14 protein-coding genes are annotated in these 12,484 nt (G+C 36.7%); 2 read left to right on the top strand and 12 right to left on the bottom strand.

Going from position 1 to position 12,484, the window contains the following annotated elements:
* Window positions 1-32: 32 nt before the first annotated feature.
* A complete protein-coding gene (ruvX, locus tag IGI97_RS08995; protein ID WP_002357936.1) occupies window positions 33-455 on the bottom strand; it encodes a Holliday junction resolvase RuvX in 423 nt (140 codons plus the stop codon).
* Window positions 452-721, bottom strand: coding sequence for a regulatory phosphoprotein IreB (gene ireB, locus IGI97_RS09000; RefSeq protein ID WP_002357937.1), 270 nt, complete (start codon window positions 719-721; stop codon window positions 452-454). Before ireB ends, ruvX begins: the two co-directional genes overlap by 4 nt.
* 435 nt (window positions 722-1,156) lie before the next feature.
* Between ireB and IGI97_RS09005 the strand changes: the two genes are divergently transcribed.
* Both IGI97_RS09005 and IGI97_RS09010 read left to right on the top strand, forming a co-directional pair.
* Window positions 1,157-1,909 (top strand): threonine/serine exporter family protein, encoded by a 753-nt coding sequence (locus IGI97_RS09005; protein ID WP_002357938.1) that lies wholly within the window; start codon window positions 1,157-1,159, stop codon window positions 1,907-1,909.
* 5 nt (window positions 1,910-1,914) lie between these two features.
* A complete protein-coding gene (locus IGI97_RS09010; protein ID WP_438738461.1) occupies window positions 1,915-2,415 on the top strand; it encodes a threonine/serine exporter family protein in 501 nt (166 codons plus the stop codon).
* 51 nt (window positions 2,416-2,466) lie between these two features.
* Here the strand turns inward: IGI97_RS09010 and IGI97_RS09015 are convergent, their stop codons facing one another.
* The 10 genes from IGI97_RS09015 to IGI97_RS09060 form a co-directional block, all read right to left on the bottom strand.
* Window positions 2,467-3,333, bottom strand: coding sequence for a TIGR03943 family putative permease subunit (locus IGI97_RS09015; RefSeq protein WP_002357940.1), 867 nt, complete (start codon window positions 3,331-3,333; stop codon window positions 2,467-2,469).
* An 18-nt stretch (window positions 3,334-3,351) separates the two neighbouring features.
* Entirely contained in the window at window positions 3,352-4,266 is a 915-nt protein-coding gene (locus IGI97_RS09020) for a permease (RefSeq protein WP_002357942.1), read from the bottom strand.
* A gap of 209 nt (window positions 4,267-4,475) precedes the next feature.
* Window positions 4,476-5,282 (bottom strand): MBL fold metallo-hydrolase, encoded by an 807-nt coding sequence (locus IGI97_RS09025; protein ID WP_002357943.1) that lies wholly within the window; start codon window positions 5,280-5,282, stop codon window positions 4,476-4,478.
* Between the two features lie 56 nt (window positions 5,283-5,338).
* On the bottom strand, window positions 5,339-6,193 hold the full coding sequence (locus IGI97_RS09030) for a two-component system regulatory protein YycI (RefSeq protein WP_002365516.1): 855 nt from the start codon (window positions 6,191-6,193) through the stop codon (window positions 5,339-5,341).
* Window positions 6,193-7,503, bottom strand: coding sequence for a YycH family regulatory protein (locus IGI97_RS09035; RefSeq protein ID WP_002385989.1), 1,311 nt, complete (start codon window positions 7,501-7,503; stop codon window positions 6,193-6,195). The genes IGI97_RS09030 and IGI97_RS09035 overlap by 1 nt, the downstream gene beginning before the upstream one ends.
* Window positions 7,500-9,329: a cell wall metabolism sensor histidine kinase WalK gene (walK, locus tag IGI97_RS09040; protein ID WP_002357946.1), complete on the bottom strand. Its 1,830-nt coding sequence runs from the start codon at window positions 9,327-9,329 to the stop codon at window positions 7,500-7,502. The genes IGI97_RS09035 and walK overlap by 4 nt, the downstream gene beginning before the upstream one ends.
* 6 nt (window positions 9,330-9,335) lie before the next feature.
* Window positions 9,336-10,040 carry a response regulator YycF gene (yycF, locus tag IGI97_RS09045; RefSeq protein ID WP_002357947.1) on the bottom strand — a complete coding sequence of 235 codons (705 nt, stop codon included), beginning with the start codon at window positions 10,038-10,040 and terminating at the stop codon, window positions 9,336-9,338.
* Between the two features lie 173 nt (window positions 10,041-10,213).
* On the bottom strand, window positions 10,214-10,915 hold the full coding sequence (locus IGI97_RS09050; RefSeq protein WP_180758922.1) for an MIP/aquaporin family protein: 702 nt from the start codon (window positions 10,913-10,915) through the stop codon (window positions 10,214-10,216).
* Between the two features lie 117 nt (window positions 10,916-11,032).
* The gene (locus IGI97_RS09055) at window positions 11,033-11,893 is read right to left on the bottom strand and encodes a DegV family protein (RefSeq protein ID WP_438738463.1); all 861 of its coding nucleotides are present in this window, start codon (window positions 11,891-11,893) and stop codon (window positions 11,033-11,035) included.
* Complete coding sequence (locus IGI97_RS09060; RefSeq protein ID WP_002357951.1) at window positions 11,886-12,455, bottom strand: DUF1836 domain-containing protein; 570 nt, start codon at window positions 12,453-12,455, stop codon at window positions 11,886-11,888. The genes IGI97_RS09055 and IGI97_RS09060 overlap by 8 nt, the downstream gene beginning before the upstream one ends.
* Window positions 12,456-12,484 lie beyond the last annotated feature (29 nt).

Raw genomic sequence — 12,484 nt, forward strand, 5'->3', positions numbered from 1 at the left:
TTCTCTCCCTTGATGTATTCAAAGCTCGATAATTATCGGCTATGTGCATCTAAATAATTTTGTAGAATCATTACTGCCGCTAGTTTATCAATGACTTTTTTTCTTTTGGCTCTGGAAGCATCTGCTTGCTCCACCAAGAAACGCTCTGCTTGGACAGTTGTTAATCGTTCATCTTGATAGTCAACAGGTAATTGAAATAATTCTTGAATCTTATCACCATATGCCATGGATGCTTCAGCTCTAGGACCGATGGAATTATTCATGTTTTTCGGTAAACCTACGACAAATTTCGTGACTTCGTATTCTTTCACCAATTCACCTAATCGCTCAAAGCCGAAGTTCTCTTCCTCTTCATTGATGCGAATAATTTCGATGCCTTGCGCTGTCCAACCTAATAAATCACTAACAGCCACACCGACTGTCCGTGAACCTACATCTAGCCCCATGATCCTCATTTGATATCGATTCCGTGGTTCGCTAAGTAATATTTGGTTAATTCTTCCATGATTTCATCACGTTCATGACGACGAATTAAGTTTCGAGCATCTTGATAACGAGGAATGTAAGCCGGGTCCCCAGAAAGTAAATACCCTACTATTTGGTTAATAGGATTGTATCCCTTTTCTTCTAATGCCCGATATACGGTTTCTAACGTTTCACTGATTGCTTTTTTTCGATTATCATCAAAATCAAAGCGTACTGTTTCGTCTGTAAAACCCATTTTACTACACCTCACTTCTACTTTTATACAATTTCATTTTACTAGAAAAGAACCGAAACTACAAACAAAATTTCTTCTCCTTCTCTCTTTTTTGTTATTTCTTAGTCTTTTATTAATAAAGGCTTCGTAAAAAAATGACAGCCATCGATAATTTTAAAATTATAAAAACAAATACACAACTTTATAAAACAAGAATAAAGCTCTGCTAAATCGCCAGAATATCACCTTTCCCTCCAATTCATTTTGCGAAAAAATCGACGTTTCTCTTTTGAAAACTTTTAAATATCTATGATTAAATAATATCAGCCTTTTAATGTTACAATTCGCTAACAATCTGTTTACGATGTAAATTTTCGATTGCAGCTGTTATTTATTTCCTCTTTTTGGTTCGTTTGTAGTACACTAGAAGAAAATACATAAAGTGAGGCTTGCTCAATGACTCCTGCTCATTTGGATTTACTTTTAGAAACCTGTTTGTTAGCTGGTAAAATTATGATAGAAAGCGATGCAGAAATGTACCGTGTTGAAGATACAATGAGCCGAATTGCGCTTGCTTCTGGCAACTATCGAATGGTTAGCTATGTGACACAAACCGGGTTATTTGTTGGCATAGATGGAACCTCCACGATTCGTATGGTTCAAGTAATGAAACGTGGCATTGATTTAGAAAAAATCTCTCGTGTGAATCAGCTGTCTCGTGCTTATGTGGCTGGTGATTTTTCTTTAGAGGAATTACTGAATAAACTAAAAGTGATAGATAGTGAACACCGACATTTTCCAATTAGCGCACGCATTGTTAGTGCGGCCGTTGTCAGCGCTACAATTATGATTCTTTTTGGTGGTGTCTGGTCCGATTTATTCTTGACTTTTCTGATTGGTGGTTGCGGCTATAGTCTTTATTATTTTAGTTTAAAGTTTCTCAAGATTAAATTTTTATCTGAATTTTTAGCTTCGCTGTTCATTGGTGCAGCTGCTATTCTTTCAGTCAAATTGGGACTCGGACAATCACAAGATTTAATCATCATTGGTTGTGTCATGCCTTTAGTGCCTGGTGTGCAAATTACCAATGCTCTTCGCGATTTGCTAGCTGGACACTACTTATCGGGTGTTTCTCGTGGGACTGAAGCATTAATGACTTCAGGAATGATTGGTTTTGGCATTGCTTTTGTCTTTCAACTTTTCTATTAAAAGGAGTGACTTACTTGCTAGGAATCGTTTTGGTACAATTTATCTTTAGTTTTTTAGCTTCTGCGGCGTTTGCAATTATTATTAATGTTCCTCGACGATCACTGGTGGCTTGTGGTCTAACTGGTAGTGTAAGCTGGATGCTTTATTGGGTAATCGTTGAAGCTTTTAGTGGAAATGCGGCATTAGGTTCCCTCATCGGTGCTGTCGGTGTTGCGGCAGTAAGCTACCTATTCTCAAAAATATTGAAAATGCCTGTCACGATTTTTAATATTCCTGGTATTGTTCCATTGGTACCTGGTGGCTTAGCTTATCAAGCTGTTCGGAATATCGTAATTGGCAATTATGAAAAAGGCGCCTATTTTACCGTGCAAGCTGTAATGATTGCTGGGGCAATTGCGTTAGGCTTAGTCGCTTCTGAGGTTTTCAATCAGAATATCCGCAGCTTTCGGGAAAAAAGAGAATCTTTGGGTTTTATTCGTCGTAAACGCAACAAAATTAAAAAATAGACAGCAAAAAAGTTGGTTGCTTCCATTTGATAAGGAAGCAACCAACTTTTTTTAAAAGGAACGATAGACATATTGATTTTTTGGTGCTTGATCTGCTTTGACTTTCTCCACTTGCACAGTTGGTATTTGTCGTTTAAACGGTGGATAATAGGACAACTCAACCGTGCCGGTAATCGTTACCCAATCATTGTTTTGAAATTGGGTATGTTCAGGAAAATGAACCAACAAGCCAAAAACGCCAGAATCAGCGACACAATGAATAATCCCAAAACGGAAGACAAATTGGTCAACACTTTCTTCTCGTTTTGAATTATAGACAAAGCCTTTATAAGAAATCCTTTTCCCTGCAAATTGACTTGGATAATTATAGATTAGTTCCATAATTTCCAAATAGTTTTCATCCGTAATTGAAATCACAGATTGGCCATCATATTGTTTCATGGCTTTTGCCATCTGCTTGTCATAATCCGTCTTATTGAAATACATACTTGTATCAGGTTTCAAATATTGCGTTTGCATATCAGGATCCCCTACTGATTCTTTACTTACTGGAAAGTTAAATCCTTTTGCTTCAACAATTGTTGTGTCTAAACTAACTGTCGGAAATAATAAGCCAACAATCAATGGTAAAGAAAGTAGTAAATAGGCAAGCCCTCTTTGGCTGGGTTTTTCCAAATTATGCTGATGGCCATGATGTTCATGTCCCCCATGTTGGTGCATGTCTTCATGTTTTTTTTGCATTGATGGATCTGCTTGGTTCCACAAAATCAATTGGACAATCGCCATAATAAAAGCTAAAACCATTGATAAAACAGCTAAGTAATTATAATGAATATTGATATATTGGTTCAGTTCACCTGAAATTTGAAGATACATCATCAACCCCATATATCCAATTAAAATAATAAATCGTATCATCGATTGTAGGCCTCCTTTCTAAACTACTGCCGCATAAATAGTTACGACAAGCGCCACTATCAAAACAAATTGTACAATGAATGACATTTTAAAATAACGTTTCATCATCAATAAATTTTTAATATCTACCATTGGACCAAAAACTAAGAAGGCGACAATTGGTCCTGTGCCAAATAAACTCAAAAGAGAAGAACCAATAAATGCATCTGCTTCTGAACAAAGTGATAGAGTGGCAGCGATGACTAGCATGACTAGAATCGCTAAAATCTTTGAATGGCCTAATTGCATAAGCGCACCAGTCGGGATATAGGTTTGCATGATTGCTGCTAACAAAGAACCAAAAATTAAATAACGACCCGTATCAAAAAATTCATCAATACTATGGGTTAACGCTGACCAGCCGTTTTTCCAAAATGAACGAGCTTCATCAACGTGTTCATGCGTATGAGCAACCTGCTCTTCTTTAATCTGCGCCAACTCTTTTTCTGTTAAAATTGATTCTTTTCGAAAATAAGCTAACCAAATGCCGATAACCCACGCGACAATCATACTACCTAAAACTCGCCAAATCACAAATTTTGTTGCGCCACTAAAGGCTACGTATGTTGAAAATAGCACAATTGGATTAATGATTGGTGCCGTTAACATAAAAGCAAAAGCGGTATGTGTTGGTACATCTTTTTTAACAAATTGATGCACAATTGGGACGATCCCGCATTCACAAGAAGGGAAGAAAAACCCTAGGAAACTCCCTACACAAATTGATAAAAATTTATTTTTAGGTAACACTTTTTTTACTCGTTCTGGTGTTAAAAAAACATGTAAAGCGCCTGAAATCAAGCAACCTAACATGACAAAAGGCAATGCTTCGATAATAATCGAAAGAAAAATAGTGCTCATCTGTAAAACAGAGTTTGGTAAAAATTGAAACATTATAGACCTCCCACTAGTAAAAATCTAGTTAACTATACTCCTAACACCAGACAAACACAAGTATTTGTCAAAAAATTAACTAAGAGTTTAAAAGTATTATCACCGATGTCTCTGTCAAACCAGCTGGATAAAAGAAAAAAAATGAGCATGGGACAAAAATCACTTTGGATTTTTGCTCCACGCTCAAAAACTGATAAACCACCATTATTCTAAATTTGAAATAACTCTGAGGCTGAATCGGGGTCTGTATCATATACCTTAAATGCTTCACCGACGCCTAAATCCTTTTGCTTCAAAGTAGACTCCATGGCCATTCGCGCATGAAGTTTCGTATTATTTTCTTTGCTAAGATGACCTAAATAAATGCGTTTTGTTTTATCACCTAACACATCCGCCATCACAAGAGCACCATCATCATTGGATAAATGGCCTTTATCTCCTAAAATCCGTTGTTTAAGACTCCATGGATAAGGTCCTGCTCGCAAAATTTCAATTTCATGATTGCTTTCGACTAAATAAGCATCTGCATTTTCAATCGTACCACGAATATGATCGCTACAATAACCTGTATCCGTTAGAACAACAAAGGAACGATTATTGCGATGAAAACGATAAAATTGAGGCGCAATCGCATCATGTGAGACACCAAAACTTTCAATGTCCATATCTCCCAAGGTCAAAACTTTGCCCATTTCAAAAATATGTTTTTGAGCGACATCGACTTTGCCAATCATGGGATCCATCGCTTGCCACGTTTTTTCATTGGCATAGACATCTAACTTATATTTTCGCGCTAACACGCCAACGCCATGAATGTGATCCCGATGTTCATGTGTAACTAAAATCGCATCTAAATCTTCTGGTTTGCGATTGACTTCTGCTAACAGTGAAGTGATTTTTTTGCCACTTAAACCCGCATCTACTAATACTTTCTTTTGGTTGGTTTCAATAAAAAGGGAATTGCCTGTACTGCCACTGGCAAGAACACTGATATTAAAAGCAAACTCTGAATCCATTTAAAACTCTTCCCTTCTACATTACAACATTAACGTGTTTCATTATACAACGGACCTTAATGTTTTTCCACCTTTGGCACAGTATTATTTGTGATGATGGTATTACTTACGGCATTCACCTGTTCAATTTCAACTGAATCTTCACCAGTAGAAATTCCTACAAACCAGACTGGAACGTATACATTTTTCTCACGAATTTTATAAATTCTTGAATAGGCCAATTTAATGAATGTTATTTTGGAATTACTAGGAATCCGGTTATTCATATAGAGCGTGTCTATCGCATCACGATTGGAATATAAATCCGTTTTGTCCCGTAACTCTTCAATATTTTCAATGTGCGTTTGCGAATATTTACTAATTTTCCATAATTCACCTGACGTATCTGCTAAAATACTTAATTTTGCCGTGTCGTCTCTAAAAGGAATTCCTTTATACGATTGTGCAGCCACAATTTCTGCCGTCGGCTCTTTTAAATGAGAAAATTCTGGTAAGTATTGATATTCGTCTCCGAATAATAAAGCATTTTTTTCATTTAAAAAGGTACTTAAATCTTTATCAATTTTCTTAGGATCAATAAAATAGTTTTTACTAGGTACACTCGTTAAAGTATTATCCGCAATTTGCAGCCCATTTCTCAAAAAATTTTTATTCTTTTCACGTTGGATTTTTAAAGCAGCAGAAAAATTGGTTTGTTCGCCACTTAAATAATAGCCTTCCAATCGTTCTGAAGAAAGTGTCCCTTTATACGAGATGTTATCTTTTTCCAACCGACTTTCAATCGATTCTGTTTGGCTGGAAGAAGAGACGTTGCTCTCCTCTTGTTGACCTTCCCGATAAATTCCAAATAAAAAGATATTTAATCCTAAAAATGCTAAGAAGAAAATCCACTCAATTCGTTTAAAATCCATTAGCCCACCTCCAAGCTTGGTAATTGTTTTACCAAGTCCGTTGCAGTGTACCAATTGTTGTTATAAAGGACATACCATTCCGGACTTAAATCAACGACTTGTTTGACTTCTTCAATTGTCTGCCACGTATAACCAATAACAGCCGATTGGATTTTTTCCTTTTTAGCACCAGCTGTTTCTAAACGCTTAATCAATTTTTCCGTGCTTTCCAGCGTCACTTCTTCTTCTGAAGGGATCGGCACTTGGATCGTATTCACACTTGTGTTAATGGTTACGCTTGGCGCAGCACCATCGTTGTTCGTGATGCGGATATCCACTTGGCCTTTTAAATCATTACTGAACACTGGGAAACCTTCCACAAAAGTCCGATAATTGACACTATCTTTCGTTCGATCAAAGTAACGTAAATTCCCCATATTGGTTCCTAAACGTTTTACATAAGAAAAGCTTTGATTATAGATTGAATCCCGTTTATTCTCTTCTGGCAAGGTCCCTTTAAAATCAATTTTTCCCAGTTTTTCTTCTGCAAACAATCGTTCTTCTTTACTCGTATAGGTTAAGTCTTGACTGTCTTCATTGGTTTGGATATCTTCCGTTTCATTGAAAAAAGCATTCCTAAAACGAGTAACTGGTTGCGAAGCTAAGATATAACTGTACTTTTTCAACTTCATATCATTGGTTAAATAACATTGCCCTTGTTTGGTTAGCGTATTTTCGGAAACGTCTTGATATTGTAATCCCTCTTTATTGATAATTCCCATTAAGCGCGCCTTATTGACAGTCATGGGCGCTTCATAGACGTTGGCTTGGTCATAATCTAAAAAACGTATCTTATTTTCGTTAAAATCCAATTGAATTTTCGTAAAATACTGGTCCGTCAACTCATTAAAGTTAGTAAAATTAATGGATAGATTATAAATCGAAGCATAGTCCGAGATTAAAAAGGGACCTTGATAAAGAAGTTCAATGCCTTGTTCCATTTGGTTGTAGCGCTTAAGTTGCTCTGCATTTTTTGTCACAACTTGTGTCAATTTACCAAACGTAGCCATTTTAATATCATTTTGAACATTACTAATTAATGTTTCACGATTACTTTGCATCGCTTTTCCATCAGTTATTCGAATCAATTGCAAAGGTAAATAGACATCGCCAATGGCTTTTTCATTGACAGCTGTTGTGACTTGGCTTCCCGACTTCATTTCTGGTATTTTTTTGGCAGAATTCAGCCAGATATTGACTGAAAAATATATACTTAAAATGACCATCAAAATCAAGCCAATTCTTGTAATCCATTCTGATAATTTCATCATTCCCACCAATCCTCTTCATAAGGTTCATATGGTAGTGAAATATAGAAAGTCGATCCTTCACCTTCTGTACTTTCCACCCAAATACTCCCGTTATGGGCCCGAATTACTTCTTTAGAAATTGCTAAACCTAAACCAGTCCCACCTTGTGCTCGCGCACGGGCTTTATCCACACGATAAAAACGCTCGAAGACTTTCCCGAGATCTTTTTTAGGGATGCCCAAACCTTGGTCCGAGATACTAAAGACGACATTATTATGTGTTTCAACTAGTCGGCAGGTAATGACGCCGCCATCTGGCGAATACTTAATCGCATTGTTCAAAATGTTGTCTAAAACCTGAATTACTTTGTCTGTATCTAACTCTACCCATAAATCGCGTTTAGTAAATTCACGGCGAATTTTGTAATTTTTTTGCTCATTTTCAATCATCATATCAAAGCGATCCAAGACAAAATTAATCAATTCGTTAAAATTCACATACTCTAATTGAAGATGTGTATTCCCAGAGTCCATCCGAGATAAATTCAACAAATCATTAATCATACGAATCATCCGGTCGGTTTCTTCTAACGTAACTTTTAAGAAATTCGGCGCAATCTCAGGGTTTTCCCAAGCTCCTTCACTCAAAGCCTCTATATAACTACGCATACTTGTCAAAGGCGTTCGCAACTCATGAGAAACATTGGAAACAAATTCCCGTCTTTCCCGTTCGTTTTTTTCCTGTTCTGTAACGTCATGAAGTACGCAAACTAAGCCAGTAATAAATCCTGATTCCCGACGAATCATCGTAAAGTCTACCCGGATAATCATTTGGTCTTCTTCACGATCAGACGTTGAGCGATCAATCAGCAGTTCATCTGGCTCTTCTAACAGCTTCCGCAATGTGTAATCTTCTTCAATATCTAACAACTCTAATAACGAGGTCCCAATCACATTTTCATTTTTTACATTTAATAATGAAAGGGCCATTTCATTAATCGTAATCACCTTTCCGCGGCGATCCGTCGCAATGACACCATCTGTCATATGCGTTAAGACACTATCTAAACGATTTCTTTCTGCTTCCATTGTTTCTTGTGCTTCTTCAATCCGTTCTGATAATTGATTAAATGTTTCTGCTAATTGGCCTAATTCATCTTTTCCATGGACTTCTACTTTTCCAGCGTAATCACCACGAGCGATTCGAATGGCTTGCTCGCGCATTTCACCAATCGGCTTCGTGATTGATCGTGCAATCAGTAAGGTCACAATAATCGAGATTGCTGCGGCAATAATAGAAGCAGTGAAAAAGATACTTGCTGTGTTGGTAATTTCTTGGTATTTATTTTCTAAATTACTTTTCACATAAAGGACACCAATCACTGTTTCTCCAGTAGGCGATTGAATCGGCTGGACATTCACATACACGCGTTTATCATTATCTAAAGCTTGATATTTTTTACTCGTAAAGTCATTTAAATCACGATAATCATTCTTTTTCCCAATAATATTTTGTTGATTTAAATCATTGGTTGCCCGAATAATCCCTTTATCATCGACAATTCTCGCTTCAGAAATGTCTGCATTTGAAAAATCAGATAACGCTTTTTTTAAATTTGCATCAACGTCACTACGTTCGAGATCTTTGTTGCTCATCTGCGTACTTAACGTATTTGACAATTGGACAACCTGAGAATCCATATTTTTCTTAAAATCGGAAATTGTAGTGGCTTCCAATTCACGAATGAAATAGCCACCAATGATTTGAATCGCAATCAGTAACAGCAGAATAAATGATAAAGCAATCTTAAAATTAACAGATTGAAAAAAGTGAACTTTTTTCTTCATACCTGATTACTCCTGTTCAGGATTTCTTAGATAATAACCAACCCCACGACGAGTAACTAAATACGTTGGATGACTTGGACTATCTTCAATTTTTTCTCTTAAACGACGTACGGTTACGTCCACTGTCCGCACATCACCAAAATAATCATAACCCCAAACGGTTTGTAATAAATGTTCACGAGTCATGACTTGTCCGATATGTTTTGCTAAGTAATAAAGTAACTCAAATTCACGGTGGGTTAATTCAATTTTTTCACCCCGTTTTGAGACCATGTATGCATCAGGATGAATGGTTAAATCACCAATCGTTAATTCAGATTGCGTTGTCACCTCGGCTTCTTTCGCATTGGTTGCACCTCGCCGTAAATTGGCTTTTACACGAGCAACTAATTCACGATTTGAAAATGGTTTCGTTACATAGTCATCGGCTCCTAATTCTAATCCTAAAACCTTATCGATTTCAGAATCTTTGGCAGTCACCATAATGATTGGCATATCATGTGTTTTGCGCACTTCTCGCGCGACTTCTAAGCCATCCATTTTAGGGAGCATTAAGTCTAAAATAATTAAGTCTGGTTCCACTTCTTCCACTTTTTCAAGTGCTTCTTCTCCATCGTAAGCAGTAAATACTTCATATCCTTCTTTAACCAAATTATATTTAACGATCTCTGAAATTGGCTTCTCGTCATCAACTACTAAAATTTTCTTCACAAAGAGACACCTCTTTTTCCTTCTAATCTTATTTGATACTTTCCTATTATACCTTATTTTGATGATGTTTTCATCTTTGGTTAAAAATGCGCCTTTAGGTTCTCCTAGTATAACAAAAAAAGAATCTCTGACAACAATTGACGCTTGTTATCAAAGATTCTTCTTTCGCTAATCTATTCTTCCGTATCTAAGACGAATTTTGCTACAAGAGCGGCTAATAATCCACCAATTAATGGCGCAACGATAAAAATCCACAACTCAGATAACGCTGAACCACCCGCAAAAACGGCTGGCGCGATGCTACGAGCTGGGTTGACAGAAGTTCCTGTCAAAGGAATGCCGACTAAGTGAATCATTGTTAGTGTTAACCCAATTACGATTCCTGCTAATGAAGCATTGCCTTTCTTAGCACTTGTAACTGTCATGACAACTAAAACAAAAATAAATGTTAAAATAATTTCGACTATCAATGCACCAGCAACACTTAATTCCCCTACGCCATTTTGACCTAAGTTCTCAATACTTTTACCAGCACCTTTTAGAATGCTTAATAATGCAAATGAGGCAATCAAGCCACCAACAATTTGTCCCACTACATAGTAGATTAGTTCCATTGTTGTCATTCGTTTATTAAGCCACATTCCTATAGAAACAGCTGGGTTTAGATGTGCACCTGAAATTGTGCCAATACTATAGGCAGCAGCAACGATTGTTAACCCAAATGCTAAGGCAATCCCCGTTGTTCCAATCCCTTCCATACCATTTCCTAGAACGGCTGTTCCTGTCCCAAAAAAGACAAGAATAAATGTTCCTAAACATTCTGCTATTGCTTTTTTCACAAAAAATTCCCCCTTTGTAGACAAATTGTAACACATTCGTGAAATTTTCAATATAATTTTCGTTGTTTTTTCAGCAAAATGATATTTCTATGAAAAAGAGAAATCTTAAATGAAAAATCCCCTCAAAAAAATTTGAGGAGATTTTTCATTTAATTAATCATTTAATAACTGTATACCAACACCTAAAAGTCCTGGTCCTGTATGAACAACTAATGCCGGACTAATCGTTCCAAAGTAAATTTCTTCTGCTTGTGGAAAAGCTGCTTTCAAGCGTTCCATCATTGCTTTTGCTTCTTCCTCTGCCGCACCGTGAGCGACTGCCAAACGAAAACGGGGTGCCTCACCTATAAAGTTCGTCACCAACTCAAACGTTTTATCAAGACTTTTTTTACAGCCGCGAGACTTAGCCACCGTATAGTAAATGCCTTCTTCATTACAAGAAATAATGGGGTTTAATTTTAGCGCATTGCCTAAAATAGAAGTGACTAAACCAATTCGTCCACCTTTTTGTAAATATTCTAAAGTGGCTACATTAAAAAATACTTTTGCGTTGGCTACTTCTTCTGTTAATTTTTGTTGTAATTCTTGCCATCCTAATCCTGTTTCAATTAATTCTGCTGCTCGTATCGCCTGAATGCCAGCCCCGATACCAATGTTCTTTGTATCTAAAACAAATACATCTAGTCCTTCGGTTTGTTCTCCAAGCAAGCGAACCACATTATACGTTCCACTTAAGCCACTAGAAATGGTCACCGCTAAGACTTTTTCGTAACCCGCTTCTTTAATTTTGTCAAAAATAGCTTGAATTGTTGCACCATCAGGTAATGAAGTACTAGGGATTTCTTTCTCTAAACGTTGATACACTTCTTCTGGTGTAATATCTACCTTATCTGTATAGGTTTTTTCAGGATAAATAATCTGTAAGGGCAAGACATACATGCCGTATTGTTTGACTAATGCCTCTGGAACATCTGTCCCAGAATCAACTAGTAGTGCGATTTTTTCTTTATTCATGTGTCATCTCATCCATTTCTTTTAAGTATTCTTGTTCCAATTCAATCACTTTTTCACTAAACATTTTAGTAGCAAAAGACATTGTCGCTGCTTTTACAGCCAAATATTCAATCCCCATAGGTTCTTGTGATTTGGCCTGAACTTCTTTTTCTTGCGCTTGAGCAGCAATCACATAAATCGCTCGTTCCTGTTCTTGACAAAATAAATTGTACGCTTCACGAATACCAACCGTGGCTCCTTGGAATAAAATGCCTTGCTTAATTTCTGGCAATGTTAACACTTGTTTCAACAACGTAATCGCAATTAAAAACGCTAAATGCTTTTGATTGTAGCGTTTTTTCACTGGGGCCGGGATTAACCCGTGTTTGACATAATTATTAACCATTGAGGACGTTAACAAAGTATGTTTTTCCAGTGTAATCAATGGGGATAAGTATTTTTCTATCAGAGTAATCACTTGATCCATATATAATTCAATGTCTGGTAACTCATGCCATCTTGGCAAATGAACGTTTTCCAATTGTTGGCCCCAATTTTGCAGTGATTTTTCTATCTCGTCCATAAAAACCCTCCTAGCCATTTCTAAAAAAG

The organism is Enterococcus sp. DIV2419, assembly GCF_051711865.1.
Lineage (GTDB): Bacteria > Bacillota > Bacilli > Lactobacillales > Enterococcaceae > Enterococcus > Enterococcus faecalis.